At 71.7% G+C, this 16,477-nt stretch carries 15 protein-coding genes; 5 read left to right on the top strand and 10 right to left on the bottom strand.

The annotated features are described in order from the left end of the window. Positions 1-45 precede the first annotated feature (45 nt). Entirely contained in the window at positions 46-1,275 is a 1,230-nt protein-coding gene (locus AMIS_RS17065) for a serine hydrolase domain-containing protein (RefSeq protein WP_014443587.1), read from the top strand. Positions 1,276-1,489: 214 nt separating this feature from the next. On the opposite strand, the gene AMIS_RS17060 is transcribed toward AMIS_RS17065, so the two are convergent. From AMIS_RS17060 to AMIS_RS17050, 3 genes are read right to left on the bottom strand one after another with little or no spacing between them, the layout of a single operon-like run. Next, entirely contained in the window at positions 1,490-2,086 is a 597-nt protein-coding gene (locus AMIS_RS17060) for an HAD family hydrolase (protein WP_014443586.1), read from the bottom strand. A 9-nt stretch (positions 2,087-2,095) separates the two neighbouring features. Then, entirely contained in the window at positions 2,096-3,553 is a 1,458-nt protein-coding gene (locus AMIS_RS17055; protein WP_014443585.1) for a flavin-containing monooxygenase, read from the bottom strand. Further along, the gene (locus AMIS_RS17050; RefSeq protein WP_014443584.1) at positions 3,550-4,575 is read right to left on the bottom strand and encodes an FO synthase; all 1,026 of its coding nucleotides are present in this window, start codon (positions 4,573-4,575) and stop codon (positions 3,550-3,552) included. The genes AMIS_RS17055 and AMIS_RS17050 overlap by 4 nt, the downstream gene beginning before the upstream one ends. 215 nt (positions 4,576-4,790) lie before the next feature. On the opposite strand from AMIS_RS17050, the gene AMIS_RS17045 reads away from it, so the two are divergent. Continuing rightward, entirely contained in the window at positions 4,791-5,954 is a 1,164-nt protein-coding gene (locus AMIS_RS17045; protein ID WP_231859329.1) for a PP2C family protein-serine/threonine phosphatase, read from the top strand. 5 nt (positions 5,955-5,959) lie between these two features. On the opposite strand, the gene AMIS_RS17040 is transcribed toward AMIS_RS17045, so the two are convergent. Further along, complete coding sequence (locus AMIS_RS17040) at positions 5,960-6,631, bottom strand: SMI1/KNR4 family protein (RefSeq protein WP_172666595.1); 672 nt, start codon at positions 6,629-6,631, stop codon at positions 5,960-5,962. Positions 6,632-6,908: 277 nt separating this feature from the next. Between AMIS_RS17040 and AMIS_RS17035 the strand changes: the two genes are divergently transcribed. After that, positions 6,909-7,178 (top strand): hypothetical protein, encoded by a 270-nt coding sequence (locus AMIS_RS17035; protein WP_014443581.1) that lies wholly within the window; start codon positions 6,909-6,911, stop codon positions 7,176-7,178. On the opposite strand, the gene AMIS_RS17030 is transcribed toward AMIS_RS17035, so the two are convergent. The 5 genes from AMIS_RS17030 to AMIS_RS17010 are packed head-to-tail and all read right to left on the bottom strand — an operon-like array spanning position 7,164 to position 13,407. Beyond that, positions 7,164-7,838: a LutC/YkgG family protein gene (locus AMIS_RS17030; protein WP_014443580.1), complete on the bottom strand. Its 675-nt coding sequence runs from the start codon at positions 7,836-7,838 to the stop codon at positions 7,164-7,166. The two genes, AMIS_RS17035 and AMIS_RS17030, sit on opposite strands and share 15 nt — an antisense overlap. Next, positions 7,835-9,262 carry a LutB/LldF family L-lactate oxidation iron-sulfur protein gene (locus AMIS_RS17025; RefSeq protein WP_014443579.1) on the bottom strand — a complete coding sequence of 476 codons (1,428 nt, stop codon included), beginning with the start codon at positions 9,260-9,262 and terminating at the stop codon, positions 7,835-7,837. Before AMIS_RS17025 ends, AMIS_RS17030 begins: the two co-directional genes overlap by 4 nt. Position 9,263: 1 nt before the next feature. Beyond that, complete coding sequence (locus AMIS_RS17020) at positions 9,264-9,995, bottom strand: (Fe-S)-binding protein (protein ID WP_041830961.1); 732 nt, start codon at positions 9,993-9,995, stop codon at positions 9,264-9,266. Between the two features lie 2 nt (positions 9,996-9,997). After that, positions 9,998-11,380 (bottom strand): rhamnulokinase, encoded by a 1,383-nt coding sequence (locus tag AMIS_RS17015; RefSeq protein ID WP_014443577.1) that lies wholly within the window; start codon positions 11,378-11,380, stop codon positions 9,998-10,000. Next, positions 11,377-13,407, bottom strand: coding sequence for a bifunctional rhamnulose-1-phosphate aldolase/short-chain dehydrogenase (locus AMIS_RS17010; protein ID WP_014443576.1), 2,031 nt, complete (start codon positions 13,405-13,407; stop codon positions 11,377-11,379). Before AMIS_RS17010 ends, AMIS_RS17015 begins: the two co-directional genes overlap by 4 nt. A gap of 256 nt (positions 13,408-13,663) precedes the next feature. Here AMIS_RS17010 and AMIS_RS17005 point away from each other — a divergent pair, with 256 nt between their 5' ends. Together AMIS_RS17005 and AMIS_RS17000 are read left to right on the top strand one after the other, a co-directional pair. Continuing rightward, positions 13,664-14,230, top strand: coding sequence for a sugar O-acetyltransferase (locus AMIS_RS17005; protein ID WP_041829850.1), 567 nt, complete (start codon positions 13,664-13,666; stop codon positions 14,228-14,230). 230 nt (positions 14,231-14,460) lie between these two features. Continuing rightward, on the top strand, positions 14,461-14,961 hold the full coding sequence (locus AMIS_RS17000) for a TetR/AcrR family transcriptional regulator (protein ID WP_014443574.1): 501 nt from the start codon (positions 14,461-14,463) through the stop codon (positions 14,959-14,961). Between the two features lie 82 nt (positions 14,962-15,043). On the opposite strand, the gene AMIS_RS16995 is transcribed toward AMIS_RS17000, so the two are convergent. Then, on the bottom strand, positions 15,044-16,411 hold the full coding sequence (locus AMIS_RS16995) for an MFS transporter (protein WP_014443573.1): 1,368 nt from the start codon (positions 16,409-16,411) through the stop codon (positions 15,044-15,046). Positions 16,412-16,477: the final 66 nt, after the last annotated feature.

Genomic DNA, 16,477 nt, shown 5'->3' with positions numbered 1-16,477 from the left:
AAACCGGATACGTCACCGCAACGTCGCGTCGCCTTCGATGAAGGCATGACCTTCGATTCAGTACGCGGTATCGCCCGTCGCCGGCTCGTCGCCTGGGGCGGGCTCGCCGCGGTCGCCGCGCCACTCGCGGGCGCCGGTGCGGGCGCCGGCCCGGCCCGGGCCGCCTCTCTCCCCCGCGACACCCGTCCCGGCGGGGCCTACGACCGCTATCTGGCACGGTTGGCCGCCGAGGGCGCCTTCTCGGGCGTGGCGATGCTCGCGCACCGGGGCCGCACGGTGCTGTCCCGTGCCTACGGCATGGCCGACCGGGAACGGCGGATCCGCAACCACGAGGGCACCGCCTTCAACCTGTCCTCGGCGAGCCAGCCGTTCCTGGCGGTGGCCGTCCTGCAGCTGGCGCAGCGGGGCGAGCTGGCGCTCTCCGACCCGGTGAGCGCGCACCTGACAGGCTTCCCACCGGAGATCGCCGACGTGGTGACCCTCCACCACCTGCTCACCGGCACGTCCGGGCTGGACGCGCCGATGCCGGACTGGCAGCGCGTCTTCCACAGCCGGTCCGAGGTGCGCCGGAACATCGATCATTGGGTACGGCAGGCCACGCTCGTGGGAGTCCCCGGCGCCGGCTCCAACGGCCACCGGCCCGGCGGCGGGGCCGGCCTGGCGATCGCCGCGCAGATCGTCGAGACGGTGTCCGGCGGGACATTCTGGGACTACGTGCACGAGCACGTCTTCCGGCGCTCGGGCATGACCGGCTCGGCGTACTACACGCGCGACCAGTGGCTCACCGACGAGCACATCGCCCACCCGTACATGCGGCAGGCCGATCGCAGCCTGATCGACGCGGTCCGCCACCTGGACCGGGGCAGCTCCGACCCGAACACCCCGGGCCGCAATCCGGGTCGCGCCTTCATCGGCCACGCCTCGGGGGACGGCTTCGCCACCGCGCCGGACCTGATCCGGTTCGCTGAGGCGCTGAACGACGGCACGCTGCTGTCCCGGCCGTACGCCGACCTGTTCGCCGGCGCCAAACTCCCCGGCCCCGACCCCACCTCGTTCGCCGCCTACACGATGCCGATCAGCATCACCAACGGCCAGTGGATGATCGGCCGGGGCGGCGGAGGCCCGGGCGTCGGCGCGAACTGGACCATCTACCCGGACACCGGCTCGACAGGCGTGATCCTCACCAACACCGACGGCGCACCGCTGCTCGACATCTGCCTCCAGGAGGCCGCCGCGGTGACCGGAGCCCCCGTCACCCCACCGCCCGGAGGCTGACGTGGCGACACGGCCGGGACTCGGTTCAGGCACGATGGCAGCGTGACTCCCTCATGGTGGCCGGGCCGGCTTGTGGTGCTGTCCCCGGAGCTGCCGACAGCACTGGTGGCCAGCTCGTGTCGCCCGGCTGGTGCTCAGTGCTGTCGCGCGCCCGTTTTGTCCGCGCCGAGCGCCAGCCGGCATCCGCGTTTCCAAGATCCAAAAAGGGACCGCGTCACCCGTGACGCAGCAGGGCCTCGATGTCGGCGATCACCTGCCGGGTGTCCGTGAACAGCACGCCCCGGATCCCGAACCCGGTCGCGCTCTCCACCAGCCCCGGCGCGTTGTCCACGAAGACCATCTCGCCCGGCGCCACCGCCAGCCGCCGGCACGCCAGCTCCCACAACGCCGGATCCGGCTTGTTCATCCCGACCTCATGGGAGTAGATCAGCTCGTCCACCAGGTCGCCGAACCCCTCCCGCTCGCGCGCCCCGACGAAACTGTTGCTCAGGATCCCGGTCCGGTACGCCGGCCGCAGCCCCCGGACGTACTCGATCAGCTCGGTGTTGGCGACGCCGAGGTACTGCCGCCACATGTCGTCCATCATCGCGCCGACCCGGGCGTCGTCGAGGCCCAGCCGCTCGCCCATGACCCGGTGCACCTCGGCCTCGGTCACCCGGCCGATCGCCCCGGCGTCCCACACGTCCGCCATGACCCTGCTGATCGTCCCGGCGCCCAGGCCGAGTTCCGCCTCCCAGCGCCTGTCGAAGTCCATCGGCTCGACCAGCGCCAGCACTCCTCCGACATCGAAGACCACCGCACGAATCGCCATGATCCGACTCTACGAATCGGCGGCAACGAACGGCGCCGGGTCGAAACGCCCGTTCCGTTCCCGGAACGCGGTGGCGGTGCTCGGCCACAGCAGTGTCAGCCGGCCGCTGCGCGCGTCCACGTACCAGCTGGTGCAACCGCCGCGCAGCCACACCGTCCGCTCCGCCATCGTGTCGATGTCCCGGGTGTACTGGTCCTGCGCCCGCGACGTCACCTCCAGCACACCGCCGTGCCCGGCCAGATGATCGAGGGCGCCGGTCAGATAGGAGAGCTGGCTCTCGATGACGTGCACGGCCGAGTTGTGGCCGAGGGCCGCGTTCGGGCCGTCCAGCACGAACATGTTCGGGAAGCCGTGCACCACCGTCGACGCGTGCGACACCATGCCGCGCTCCCACGCCCGGGCGAGCAGCACTCCCCCACGGCCGGTGATCCGCTCCGCGTACGGCTGCCGGGTCGCGTGGAAGCCGGTGGCGAGCACGAGCACGTCGAGGTCGGCGCACCGGCCGTCGGCGGCGATCGCGGTGCGCCCGTCGAGACGCTGCAACGCGCCGGCCAGCGTGACGTCGGCGCGGTTCATCGCGGGGTAGAACGTGTCGGAGAGCAGCACCCGCTTGCAGCCGACCTCGTAGTCCGGGGTGAGCCGGGCGCGCAGCACGGGGTCCGGGACCTGCGCGGCGAGGTGCCCGAGCGCCCGGGACCGCAGCTCGTCCAGGGCGGCCCGCTCCCGGCGGCGGGCGGCGATGCCCTGTTCCATGCCCGCGAACACCTCTTCGCGTACCCGGGAGATCTCCGCCGGCTCGGCGGCGGCCTGTGCCTGGTCGTTGCGGGGGATGATGTACGGGTTACTGCGCGCGAAAACGGTCAGGTGCTCCACCCGGCCGGCCAGTTCGGGGACGATCTGGACGGCCGAGGCGCCCGTGCCGACGACGCCGACGCGCGCCCCGTCGAGTTTCGCGTCATGATCCCAGCGCGCGGAGTGGAAGACCGGCCCGTCGAAGCCGTCGAGTCCGGGAACGCCCGGGATCCGGGGTTCGGTGAGCCGCCCGGCCGCCAGCACCAGCACCCGGCTGCGGAACCGCCCCCGGTTCGTGGTGACGTCCCAGCGGTCGGCGGACGAGTCCCAGACCGCCGCTGTCACCTCGTGACCGAGTCGCAGGTGCGGCGCCACCCCCGGCCGGGCGGCGAGCCCGCGCAGGTACGTGTGGATCTCGTGGCCCGGCGCGAACGTCCGTGACCAGCCCGGATTCGGGGAGTGGGCGAAGGCGTACAGGTGGGACGGCACGTCGCAGGCCACCCCGGGGTACGTGTTGTCCCGCCACGTCCCGCCGACGTCCGCGGCGCGTTCCAGCACCACGAACGTCTCGTCGCGGGCGGCGAGCTCGATGGCCGCGCCGATCCCGGCGAGTCCCGCGCCGACCACGACCACGTCCACCTCGACGGGATCCGCCACCTCGACCGTTTCGGTCATGCCAGGCCGTATCGCGTGGTCCGCTGGCGTGCCGGCCGCCCCAGCTCAGCGGCGATCTTGTCGACGTCGGCGCGGGTCAGCGACAGCCCCTGCTCCTGCCCGGCGGACGGGTCGAGCTCGCCGTCGAGCAGCAGCCCGCCGAGGTCGTCCGCCCCGCCGCGCAGCAGCGTGATCGCGTCACGGGCGCCGACCTTCGGCCACGGCGCCTGGAGATGGTTGATCCGGCCGGCCAGCATGATCCGGGCCACGGCGATCACGGCGCGCATCTCCCGTACCGTGGGCCGGGTGTGAGCCGGTGCCGCCGCGCCTGGCGGTGGCGTGAACGGCATCGCGATGAACTCGGTGAAACCGCCGGTGCGCTCCGCGATGCCGGCGAGCAGCCGCAGGTGTGCGACCTGTTGGGCGGGCGTCTCGTCATGTCCGAAAACCATCGTCGCGGTGGAGGTCAGCCCGACCTCGTGCGCGGTGGTGATCAGGTCGACCCAGTCGGAGACCGGAAGATCAGGACCTCCGGCCCATCGGGTACGCACGTCGTCGTCCAGGATCTTCGCACCCGTCCCGGGCACCGAGCCGAGCCCGGCGTCCCGCGCACGCCGCAGGAACTCCCGCGGGGTGACGCCGAGCCGGGCCGCCGCGTCGGCGACCTCGGCGGGACGGAACGCGTGCAGGTGGATCCCGGGCGCGGCGCCGGTGATCGTGCGGATCAGGTCGAGGTACCCGTCCCGCGGCGCGCCGGCGGGCAACGGGCCCTGCATGCAGATCTCGGTCGCGCCGAGACCGGCCGCCTCGGCCACCAGCGCCCGCACCCGCTCCCGGGACTCGTCGGTGCCCGCGCCGACGCGCTCGGTGTCGAGGTTGCGGTTCACCACGAAGGTCAGGGTGTCGCCGACGAGGTCACGCCGCAGGGCGTCCGCCCGGGCACAGAGATCCTCCAGGTCGGCGCCGTCGGCGCCGAGCAGTTCCACGGCCTCGGCGTCGGTCAGGGGGCCGATCTGCCGGCCGGAATCACCGATGATCGTCACCGGGAAAGCCTACAAGCCGGTGCGCGGCGAACGGTGTTCGTGTTACCGCCGTTACCCGGGCCACTCGACCGCCGTCACCCGCGCGGCTTCGACCGCCGTCACCCGCGCCGCTTCGACCGCCGTCACCCGGGTCACGCGGCGGGAACCCGACACCGGCCATCCCGGTGCTGCGTGATCGGCCCCGTGGTTGGAAGATGGGTGCAATGCTCGCGTCGATGGAAGCCGTTCGCCGGCTCATGGATCTGCGGCACCGCGGCCGGGCCGAGGACCTGCCCGCGGTGCTCGCTGAAGCCGCACCCCTGCTCGACGCGGAGACCGCCGTCGTCCTGCTCGTCGACTACGGGCAGCTGGCGCTGCACCCGCTGCGCGGAACCAGTGTGGACGCCGCCGTCGCGCGGGCCGTCGAGGGCACCCGGGCCGGGCGGGCGTTCACCACCGCCGAGCACCAGTGGGACGACGACGGCGGGCTGCTCTGGTTGCCGCTGCTGCACGGCTCGGAGCGCCTCGGCGTACTGGAGTTCCGGCTCAAGGCGTACCCGTCGGAGGCGGCCCGGCACGACCTGGAGGTGATCGCCGCCCTGATCGCCGAGCTGATCGCGAGCCGCCGGTTCTACGGCGACGCGGTCGAGCACACCCGGCGGCGGCTGCCCATGCAGCTCGCCGCGGAGATCATCTGGAACCAGCTGCCGCCGCTGACCTTCTCCGTCGACGGCACCATGGTCGCGGCCGTGCTCGAACCCTGCTACGAGGTCGGCGGCGACGCGTTCGACTACGCGGCCAACGGTGACGTGCTGCACGTGGCGCTCTTCGACACGGTCGGCCACGGCATCAGCGCCAGCGCGCTCACCACGCTGACGCTCAACACGTACCGTAACGCCCGCCGCTCCGGGCTCTCCCTGCCGGACACCTGCCGGTCGATCGACAAGTGGATCCGCGCGCAGTACCCGGGCCTCTTCGTCACCGCGCTCCTCGCCGAGCTGGAGATGTCCACCGGGCGGTACCGGCGGATCAGCGCCGGTCACCCCGCCGAGCTGTTCCTGCGCGACGGCCGGGCCCTGCCGTCACTGCCCACGCCGAACATGCTGCCGCTCGGCCTCGGCCACATGCTGCGCCGGCGCCCGCAGGTGGTCGAGGTGCAACTCGAGCCCGGCGACGCGCTGGTCCTCTACACCGACGGCATCACCGAGGCCCGTGACGCTTCGGGCGCGCTCTTCGGCGTCGAACGGCTCGGTGAGTTCCTGCTGGACACGCTCCGTTCCGGGGCACCGGCCCCGGAGACGATGCGCCGCCTCATTCAAACCATCGTCTCGTACGAGGAGGGCGAGCTCCGCGACGACGCCACCGCCGCGATGCTCCAGTGGCGGCGCCACCTGACGTGACAGGCTCAGGGGTACGGGTCCACCGGTGACACACCGGCCAGCCACGCGGGCCGCTCCGATCCGCCCTGCCCCCACTCGCAGGCCGGCCCGAGGTCCGGCTCGATCGTCAGCTCCGACTCCGGGAACCGTTCCAGGTCCCGCGCGTACCGGACCAGCAGCTCCGTCCAGGAGGGCGCCAGCACATCCCACTCGGCGCACTCGATGTCGACCCGGATCACCTGTCCCGGCGTGCCGCCCGGCGCCGGGTCCAGGTCGAGCAGCCACCACACGTCACCGTTCATGGTGGCGACGACGATCCGGCCCTCCCCACCCATGAGCCGGTGCACCGGCCCGTCCACCCGCAGCATGCCGTGGTCGATGTAGTAGGCCAGCTTGCCCGGATCATGGAAGTCGGAGTCGTCGTCGGCGTTGTCACGCCACATCCGGGTGGCCTCGACGATCTCCTCGGCGCTGTACAGCTGGTCCATCGGCAGCGGTTGCGGCATCCCCCAGCTGGTGCCGTTGTGGATCAGCAGGCTGGCCCGGAAGTCGGCGGGCAGCGCCAGCCCGAGCTCCGCCTGAACGATGTCGATGGCGGCGTCGTCGGCGGGCTCCTCCAGGCGCGGTATCGAGTCCGGCAGTACCCGGCGCAGCCCCGTCTCGATCCGCTCCCACGCCGCCCTCACCTGATCCGTCACGGCCGCCACTCTAATCAACAAGATCGATGAGGCGGCGCAGCACTGCTCCCGGCCGTCCGCGACCCCGGTTGGCGCTCAGCGCTCCCGAACCGGACACCACACAGCACCAGCAGCCAGCCGGCCAAGACGAGCTGGCTCCCAGCGCTGCCCAGGCCCTCCGCAACAGCACTCACCACCAGCCGGACCAGCCGGACCCCGGCGCTCCCCCAAGGACCCTCACGACCAGCCGGCCCCCAGCGCACACTTCCGCCACCACCCCGCGAGGTAGGGTTCACCCGTGACTGAACCGGACACTTTCGCCGCCCGTGTGGAGCCGCACCTGCGTGCCGTCGAGGAGGCGATCGTTCCCGGCACCGACTGGGGCCGCGACTTCCAGCAGATCATCGACCGGATCCGTGAGGACGCCCGCAAGACGGACGCGATGGAGCGCGAGGCCGGCCCGGACGGCTCGCTCGAGGAGCTGACCGCCGCGATCGACGAGAGCCTCGCGCTCGTCACCCAACTCGTCGCGAAGCACTCACCTGCCGACCAATCACCCGGTCAGTAACAGCACGTGCAGGTGCCGGGGCCCGTGCACACCCTCCACCCGGTTCAACTCGATGTCGCTCGTCGCGGACGGTCCGCTGATCCAGGTCAGCGGCCTTCGCGGGTCGAGCCGGGCGACCGCGTCCGGCACGGCCGCGACCACCTGTGACGGCCTGAGCACGCAGATGTGCACGTCCGGGAGGAGAGTGATGATCCGCCGGCCCTGGTCGGGTGAGCCGTCGAGCACGATCGTGCCGGTCTCGGCCACGGCCACGGCCGCCGCGGTGAGCACGGCGTCGGCCGCCGCTATCCGGTCCGGCGCAAGCCCGTCGTCGGGAACGGCGCCGGCGGGGCGCCATGCTTGCGGCAGCCCATCGGGTACGATCACCGACTCCCCCGCCGAGACCGCCTGTCCAGCAGAAGCCGAGACCGCCCGTCCAGCGGAAGCCGAAGCCGCCCGTTCAGCGGCAGCCGACGCCACCAACGCGGTCACGGTGGAGGCGATCTCCTCCTCGCTGATCCGGTGCACGACGGCCTTGTAGTCGACGAGCCGATCGATCAGCACCTCCAGCGACGCCGCCCGCCCCGCGGGCCGGTATTCGCGCGGCACCGGCGGCGGCACCGGGGCGTCGCGCAGAGCAGCGCGGACCCGTCCGAGGACCAGATCACGGGAGTCGCTCATCGTTTCGCCCACCAATCGCGGAAGGTCTGCTTGGGGAACTCCGGCAGGTCTCGCCCGGCGGTCCAGCCGGACAGCGGCGGCGGCAGGCCCCGTCCACGACGCCCGGCGATGCGGGCGAGTTTGGCGGCGCGCTGCGCGGACGCGTACACCCGTGGTTTGTCCATGATCCGGGCCGCCGCCGCCATCGCGGCGCGTTCGGACCGCGGGTGTGGCGCCTCGTTGCGCAGGTGCACGAGCAGCGACGGGATGTCGATCTTCACCGGGCAGGCGTCGAAGCAGGCGCCGCAGAGCGACGACGCGAACGGCAGTGACGCGTTGTCGGCGACGCCGGTGAGCTGCGGGGAGAGCACCGCCCCGATCGGCCCGGGGTAGACCGAGCCGTAGGAGTGCCCGCCGGCCCGCTCGTAGACCGGGCACACGTTGAGGCAGGCCGAGCAGCGGATGCAGTGCAGCGCCGAGCGCCCGACGGTGTCGGAGAGAACCGCACTACGACCGTTGTCCAGCAGGATCAGGTGGAAGTTCTGCGGCCCGTCGCCGGGCGTCACCCCGGTCCACATCGTGGTGTACGGGTTCATCCGCTCCCCGGTCGACGCCCGGGGCAGCAGTTGCAGGAACACTTCGAGGTCCTGCCAGGTGGGCAGCACCTTCTCGATGCCCATCACGGTGATCAGGGTGTCCGGCAGGGTGAGGCACATCCGGCCGTTCCCCTCCGACTCGACCACCGCGAGCGTCCCGGTCTCGGCGATCGCGAAGTTCGCCCCGCTGACCGCCACCTTCGTCGACAGGAATGTCTCGCGCAGGTATTTGCGGGCCGCCGCCGCGAGCACCGGCGGGTCGTCGGTCAGCGCCGGGTCCACGCCGGGCATCTCGCGCAGGAAGATCTCCCGGATCTCCGAGCGGTTGCGGTGGATCGCGGGTACCAGGATGTGGCTGGGCTTGTCGTGGCCGAGTTGCACGATCAGCTCGGCGAGGTCGGTCTCGACCGGCGCGATGCCGGCGTCCTCCAGGGCCTCGTTGAGCCCGATCTCCTGGGTCGCCATCGACTTGACCTTGATGACGCGGTCGGAGCCGGTCTCGCGCACCAGCCGGGTGACTATCGCGTTGGCCTCGTTGGCGTCGGCGGCCCAGTGCACGACGCCACCGGCTTCGGTGACGCGGGCCTCCAGCTCTTCCAGGAGGGCGGGAAGCCGGCTCATCACATCTGCTTTGATCGCCGATCCGGCGTCCCGCAGCGACTGCCAGTCCGGCAACTCCGCGATCACTTTGCCGGATTTACCGCGAATGGTGGTCGTGGCGTGCCGCAGGTTGCGCCGCATCTGCGAGTTACCGAGGGCCTCGTGCGCGGCCTGCGGGAACGTCTGGTCGCCGCGGAGGTTGCCGACACCGCGCGGCGCGGTCGCCGGCATGCCCAGGAATGTGGTCATCTCAGGACTCCGTCGAGGCGAGGATCTCGGCCAGGTGGACCGTGCGCACGCCGGTCTTCAGCCGGGACAGGCCGCCGCCGATGTGCATGAGGCACGACGCGTCACCGGCCGAGCAGACGTCCGCGCCGGTCGAGACGATGTTGGTCATCTTGTCGGCGAGCATCGCGGTCGACGTCTCGGCGTTCTTGATCGCGAACGTGCCGCCGAACCCGCAGCACTGGTCGGCGGCCGGCAGCTCGACCAGGTCGATGCCGCGCACCTGCCGGAGCAGGCGCAGCGGCTTGTCGCCGACCCGGGTCATCCGCAGGCTGTGGCAGGTCGGGTGATAGGTCACCCGGTGCGGGTAGAACGCCCCGACGTCCTCCACCTCGAGCACGTCGACGAGCAGCTCGGACAACTCGTAGGTGCGCTGGCCCACCGAGGTTGCCCGGGAGGCCAGGCCGGCGTCGCCGTACTTGGCGGCGACCATGGAGTGCTGATGCCGGATCGACCCCACACACGACCCCGACGGCGCCACGATGACGTCATAGGGGTCGAATGTCTGGACATACCGCTTCACGAGCGGCAACGCCTCTTTCTGGTATCCCGTGTTGACGTGCATCTGCCCGCAGCAGGTCTGTTCGAAGGGGAACACCACCTCGTGACCGAGCCGCTCCAGCAGCAGCACGGTCGCCTTGGCCGCCTCCGGGAAGAGGGTGTCGGCCAGGCAGGTGGCGAAGAGCGCGATCCGCACGGTCACCTCCCTGCCCGCGCGGCCGCTGCCTGCCAGGCTGCCTCGTCGCCGCGCGGCTCGTAACGCACGATGCGTTGAGTCTCGCGCACCAGCGCCCGCATCGCATCAAGACCCCCCTCGACCACGCCCGCCGCCCGAGCCTGTACGAGCAGGTTGCCGAGCGCGGTGGCCTCGACCGGGCCGGCCAGCACCGGCAGCCCGCAGGCGTCCGCGGTGAGCTGGCAGAGCAGCTCGTTGAGCGCTCCCCCGCCGACCAGGTGCACCTTGCTGACGTCACGTCCGGAGAGTTCCTGGGCCTGGCGCACCGCGCGCCTTTGCGCGAGCGCCAGGCTGTCCAGGATGCACCGGGTGATCGTCGCGCGCCCGGCGCCGGCCGGCAGACCGGCCATCGTGCGCAGCCGGCCCTCCATGTCGCCGGGTGGCATGAAGACGGGGTCGTCCAGGTCCACGACGTAGGCGAGAGCGGGCTCGTCGGCCGCCTCGCGCAGCAGCTCCGGCAGCGACGGCGAGCCCCACTCGCGCAGGCACTCCTGCAACGGCCACAGCCCCATCACGTTCCGCAGGTACCGGATCGTGGAGTCGACGCCGCCCTCGTTGGTGAAGTTCGCCGCCCGCGACGCGTCGCTGAGCACCGGCTCGTCCAGCTCCAGCCCGACCAGCGACCAGGTGCCGCAGGAGATGTAGGCGAAATCGGTCCCCTCGGCCGGCACCCCGACGATCGCGGACGCGGTGTCGTGCGAGCCGACCGCCACCACCGGCGTTCCCTCGTGGTACCCGATCACCTCGCCCGGGTGCCGCACCGGCGGCAGCAGATCGGCGCGCAGATCCAATTGCGAGATCAAGGACGACGACCATTCCCGGGTACGGACGTCAAGCAGTCCCGTGGTCGACGCGTTCGTGTACTCCGCCCCGATCTGACCGGTCAGCCAGTAGGCGAGCAGGTCCGGCACCAGCAGCAGGCTCCGCGCCGCCTGGTACTGCGGGGTCGGACGGGCCGCGACCAGCTGGTACACCGTGTTGAACGGCAGCGTCTGCAGCCCGTTGACCGGGTAGAGGTCGCCGATCCGCCCGGCGATCCCGTCGGTGCGCGCGTCCCGATAGTGCACCGGGTTGCCGAGCAGCGCCCCGCTCGCGTCGATCAGGCCGTAATCGACGGCCCACGAGTCGATGCCGATGCTCGTCACCGGGCCGGCCTTGCGCAAGCCCTCGATCATCCCGCGGTACAGCGACAGGATGTCCCAGTGCAGCGTCCCGCCGACCCGCACCGGCTCGTTCGGGAACCGGTGCACGACCTCCAGTTCGAGTTTTCCGTCGCCGAGCCGGCCGACCACGACGCGCCCGCTGGACGCGCCGAGGTCGACCGCGGCGAATGCCGCTGTCGTCATCGCAGGAAGGCCGCCGCGACACCGGCGTCAACCGGAACGTGCAGGCCGGTGGTGTGCGACAGCTCGCCGGCCGTCAGCACGAAGACCGCGTTCGCCACGTGCTCCGGCAGCACCTCACGCTTGAGCAGGGTGCGCTGCGCGTAGAACTCGCCGAGCTTCTCCTCCGGCACGCCGTAGACGGCCGCCCGCTGAGCGCCCCAGCCGCTGGAGAAGATGCCCGAGCCGCGGACCACGCCGTCGGGGTTGATGCCGTTGACCTTGATGCCATGGCTGCCCAGTTCCGCCGCGAGAAGGCGTACCTGATGGGCCTGATCGGCCTTGGCGGCGCCGTAGGCGACGTTGTTGGGGCCGGCGAAGAGCGAGTTCTTGCTGGAGATGTAGACGATGTCGCCGCCCATGCCCTGCGCGATGAGCACCTTCGCTGCGGCCTTGGCGACCAGGAACGAGCCCTTCGCCATCACGTCGTGCTGGAGGTCCCAGTCCTGCTCGGTGGTCTCCAGCAGCGGCTTGGAGATCGACAGGCCGGCGTTGTTGACCACCAGGTCGACGCCGCCGAACGCCAGGACACCCTGGTTGAGCGCTGCTTCGACGGCTGCCGCGTCGGTCACGTCGGCGACCACGCTCACCGCAGCGTCGGTGCCACCGATCTCGCGGGCCACGTTCTCGGCGGCCTCGCCGTCCCGGTCGGCGACGATGACGACCGCGCCCTCGGCGGCGAGCCGCAGCGCGATGGCCCGGCCGATGCCCGAGCCGCCGCCGGTCACGAACGCGATGCGGGTCGCGAGCGGCTTCGGCTTCGGCATGCGCTGCAGCTTCGCCTCCTCGAGCGACCAGTACTCGATGCGGAACTTCTCCGACTCGTCGATCGGCTGGTACCGCGAGACCGACTCGGCGCCGCGCATCACGTTGATAGCGTTGACGTAGAACTCGCCGGCCACCCGGGCGGTCTGCTTGTTGGCGCCGAACGAGAACATGCCGACGCCCGGGACCAGCACGATCGCCGGGTCGGCGCCGCGGATCGCCGGGCTCTCCGGCGTGGCGTGCCGCTCGTAGTAGGCCCGATAGTCCTCCCGGTACGCCTCGTGCAGCTCCTTCAGCCGGGCGACGACCTCCTCGAGGGGCGCGTCCGGGGCGGTGTCCACGACCAGGGGCTTCACCTTGGTACGCAGGAAGTGGTCCGGGCAGGACGTGCCGAGGGCGGCCAGTTCGGCGAGCCGCTCGCTGCCGGCGAAGTCGAGCACCACGTCACTGTCGGTGTAGTGGCCGACCTGGGGGCGGTCGGTCGAGGCGAGACCGCGGATCACCGGGAAGAGGGCGGCGGCGCGCTCCGCCCGTACCCCCGGCTCCAGAGGCTGGTGGATCGTGGCGCCGAAGGGCGCGCTGCGGCCGTGCTCGGCCAGATAGGCCGCGGCCGCCCGGATGATCTCGTTGGAGTTGCGCTCGCACTCGTCGCTCGTGGCACCCCACGCCGTGATGCCGTGACCGCCGAGGATCACGCCGATCGCCTGCGGGTTGGCCTTCTGCACGGCGGCGATGTCGAGGCCGAGCTGGAAGCCGGGGCGGCGCCAGTCCACCCAGAGTACCCGGTCGCCGAAGATCTCCTTGGTCAGCGCGGGTCCGTCGGCGGCCGTCGCGATCGCGATGCCGGCGTCCGGGTGCAGGTGGTCGACGTGCGGGACGTCGACGAGACCGTGCATCGCGGTGTCGATGCTGGGGGCGGCGCCACCTCGCCCGTGCAGGCAGTAGTCGAACGCGGCGACCATCTCGTCCTCGCGATCGAGGCCGGGGTAGACGTTCGGCAGGGCCTTGAGCCGGTCGAGGCGCAGCACGGCGAGACCGCTTTCGGTCAGCGTGCCGAGGTCGCCGCCGGAGCCCTTCACCCAGAGCAGGTCGACGTTCTGACCGGTGACCGGGTCGATGTCGGCGCCCTTGGCGGACGTATTGCCGCCGGCGTAGTTGGTCGTGCGGGGATCCGCGCCGAGGCGGTTCGAGCGGGCGATGAGCTCGGCGACTACGGGGTTCGTCATGACGGTCCTTCAGGCCGGGGCGGGGTTCCCTCTGGCCGGTTTCACAACGCTCGCGAGTGGTGATCGTGGCTGCTCACCGGGTTTTTCCCGAGACTCCGGGTGCTTCGCGCGTGAAACGTTTCAGAGTTACGGACACATTACGCGGACGCTGTGACGTGGGTCAAGGGCGCATCCTGCCGGACGCATTCCGCCGCCGCCTGGCCGGACGAGCCACAGGGGACCACGAAAAATGGCAGTTCAGCGTACTTTTGTACGCATGACCGTCAGCGAGAAGAGCATGCACGCCCGGATGCTCGCCGGTGAGTTGTACATCGCGGATGATCCGGACATCGCCGAGGCGTCGGCCCGGGCGCTGCGCCTCGCCCACCAGATCAACACGATCGACCCGACGGACTACGGCCGGCGCCGCGAGCTGCTGACCGAGCTGCTCGGCGCGTTCGGCGAGGGCAGCGAGATCCGGCCGCCGTTCCACTGCGACTACGGCTTCCAGACGACGGTCGGCGCGCGGACGTTCGCGAACTTCGGGCTCGTCGTCCTCGACGTCGCCCGGGTGACCATCGGCGACGACGTGCAGATCGGGCCGAACGTCCAGCTGCTGACGGCCACCCACCCGCTCGACCCCGGCCCCCGCCGCGACAAGTGGGAGTCGGCGGAGCCGATCGTGATCGGCGACAACGTCTGGCTCGGCGGCGGCGTGATCGTCTGCCCGGGCGTGACGATCGGCGAGAACACCGTGGTGGGCGCGGGGTCGGTGGTCGTGAAGGACCTGCCGCCGAACGTGGTCGCGGTCGGTTCGCCGGCGCGCGTCATCCGCGACCTGTGAACCCGACGCGCGCCGACGGCGTCGTGCGTCAGAGCGGTCGCCCGGAGGACGAGCCTGCTTCCTCTTCTGCCCCCTTGCGTGGTCCCGCGGACTCCCGTGGTCCCGCGGACTCCCGTGGTCCCGCGGACTCCCGTGGTCCCGCGGACTCCCGTCACCCGGATGATCAGCGGCGGTCTGACGATCAGCATCGGCGGGCCCGGCGGCATGATCCGGACCGCAAGGACCGGATCGTGGACGCCGCGATCCGGGTGATCGCCCGGCACGGCGTCGCCGGCACCACCCACCGGCTGATCGCGGCCGAGGCCGACGTGCCGCTGGGCTCGCTCACCTACCACTTCACCGGGCTCGACGACCTGCGCGCCCAGGCGTTCCGCAAGCACGCCGAGCGGATGTCGGTGACCTACGCGGCCCACTTCGACGAGGTGACCACGCACGAGCAGCTGATCGACGCGGTCACCCGGCTGATCTCCGGCGACGCGGGCGCCGACCAGGACGACTGGGCGTTCGCCTACGAGCTCTACCTGGCGGCCCTGCGTGACCCGGCCCTGCGGGACGTCACCGAGACCTGGATGCGCACCAGCCGGTCGGTGCTGGAACGCTTCGTCGACCCGGTGACGGCCCGCGGGGTGGACGCGCTGATCGAGGGCCTGGTGATGCACAAGATCCTGGCGACGACCCCGGTCCCGGTCGAGGAGATCCGCGCGATAGTGGCCCGGGTCCTGACCCGCTGACCGGCTGACCGGACCGCCGCGTGTCCCGACGGGCGACCGGCCGCCCGCTGCGCCGGCGGGCCGGCGGCCGCCCGGCTACCGGCTACACCGGCGCGCTGACCGCCTCGACCGGCGTGCGGTGCCGGCAGAAGACCAGCACGATCAGGCCCCCGGCCGCCGCCAGCAGCGCCGACACCAGCATCGCCGCGTCCAGCCCGGCCGCGAAGTCGGTCCGCCCCTGCACCACGGTCCCCAGCACCGCGACCCCGAACGCGAACCCCAGCTGCCGGAACGCGTTCAACGCCCCACCGGCCATCCCGCTGCGCTCCCGGGGCACCTCACCGAGCACCGCGGACGACAGCGTCGGCAGCACCATCCCGATCCCGAGTCCGACAAGGATCAGCCCCGGGATCAGCACCCCGCCACCGCTGGACGCCGACACCCGCATCTGCAGCAGGTCCCCGGCCGCGACCAGCAGCAGACCGCCGCCGACCGTCCACCGAGCGGGCACCCGCTGCAGCCCCCGCCCCGCGAACACACCGACGACCAGCGACGCGAGGCTCATCGGCAGCGCACCCAGCAGACCGGCGTCGACCGGGCCGTGCCCGAGGAACTGCTGGAGCCAGACGGTCGTGTACGGCATCACCGAGAACGCCGCCGCCTGGGTGAGGAACGCCGCCGCGATCAGCGACGCGAACGGCGCCCGCCGGAACAGCCCCAGATCCAGCATCGGGTGGTCGGACCGCCGCTCGGCCAGCAGGAACAGCACGAGCCCGGCGAACCCGAGCACGAACGACCCCACCGTCACCCCGGCGCTCCAGCCCGACGACGAGGCCGAGATCAGCCCGTACGTGATGGCCCCCGCCGCCAGCGTGAACGTCACCGTGCCGGGAATGTCGAACCGCCCACCCCACGGCGCCCGCGACTCGGTGACGCCCCGCAGCGTGAACCACGCGGCGGCGGCACAGACCGGCAGGTTGATCAGGAAGATCCAGTGCCAGCCGAGATGCTCGGTGAGCAGCCCGCCGGCGATCGGCCCGGCCGCCGCGGCAGCGCCGTTGACGGCTCCCCACACACCGAACGCGACACCCCGGTCACGGCCGTGATAGGTCACGTTGAGCAGGGCGGCCGTCGTCGCGAACATGGCCGCGCCGCCCGCACCCTGCAAAATCCGTGCGCCGATCAGGGTGGTGGCGTCCGGCGCGAGCGCACAGAGCACCGACGAGGCGGCGAAGATGCCGAGCCCGATCAGGTACGTGCGGCGGCGCCCGTACCGATCGGCGAGCGACCCGGCGCCGAGCAGCAGCGCGGCGAGCGCCAGGGCGTACCCGTCGAGGACCCATTGAAGGTCGTCGGTGCCGGCGCCGAGGCTGGTGGCGATGTCCGGCAGGGCGACCACGACGACGGTGACGTCGACGAGGAGGAGAAACGTGCCGAGACAGACGGCAACGAGCGGTGACCATTTGCGCATGCGAACCACTCTCCCCGCCGAACGACGATCCGAAAGAACCACATCGGTTCATCCGGCGGATCTCGA

Origin of the sequence: Actinoplanes missouriensis 431, from assembly GCF_000284295.1 — a bacterium.
GTDB lineage: Bacteria > Actinomycetota > Actinomycetes > Mycobacteriales > Micromonosporaceae > Actinoplanes > Actinoplanes missouriensis.
The sequence above is the reverse complement of the archived record's forward strand: the minus strand, read 5'-3'. Positions and strand labels throughout refer to the sequence as shown.

What these genes read in the sequence shown, in the direction of transcription:
- AMIS_RS17065 (WP_014443587.1), top strand. Translation starts at nt 46, where the DNA reads ATGACCTTCGATTCAGTACGCGGTATCGCCCGTCGCCGGCTCGTCGCC.
- AMIS_RS17060 (WP_014443586.1), bottom strand. Translation starts at nt 2,086, where the DNA reads ATGGCGATTCGTGCGGTGGTCTTCGATGTCGGAGGAGTGCTGGCGCTG.
- AMIS_RS17055 (WP_014443585.1), bottom strand. Translation starts at nt 3,553, where the DNA reads ATGACCGAAACGGTCGAGGTGGCGGATCCCGTCGAGGTGGACGTGGTC.
- AMIS_RS17045 (WP_231859329.1), top strand. Translation starts at nt 4,791, where the DNA reads ATGGAAGCCGTTCGCCGGCTCATGGATCTGCGGCACCGCGGCCGGGCC.
- AMIS_RS17030 (WP_014443580.1), bottom strand. Translation starts at nt 7,838, where the DNA reads ATGAGCGACTCCCGTGATCTGGTCCTCGGACGGGTCCGCGCTGCTCTG.
- AMIS_RS17025 (WP_014443579.1), bottom strand. Translation starts at nt 9,262, where the DNA reads ATGACCACATTCCTGGGCATGCCGGCGACCGCGCCGCGCGGTGTCGGC.
- AMIS_RS17015 (WP_014443577.1), bottom strand. Translation starts at nt 11,380, where the DNA reads ATGACGACAGCGGCATTCGCCGCGGTCGACCTCGGCGCGTCCAGCGGG.
- AMIS_RS17010 (WP_014443576.1), bottom strand. Translation starts at nt 13,407, where the DNA reads ATGACGAACCCCGTAGTCGCCGAGCTCATCGCCCGCTCGAACCGCCTC.
- AMIS_RS17005 (WP_041829850.1), top strand. Translation starts at nt 13,664, where the DNA reads ATGACCGTCAGCGAGAAGAGCATGCACGCCCGGATGCTCGCCGGTGAG.
- AMIS_RS16995 (WP_014443573.1), bottom strand. Translation starts at nt 16,411, where the DNA reads ATGCGCAAATGGTCACCGCTCGTTGCCGTCTGTCTCGGCACGTTTCTC.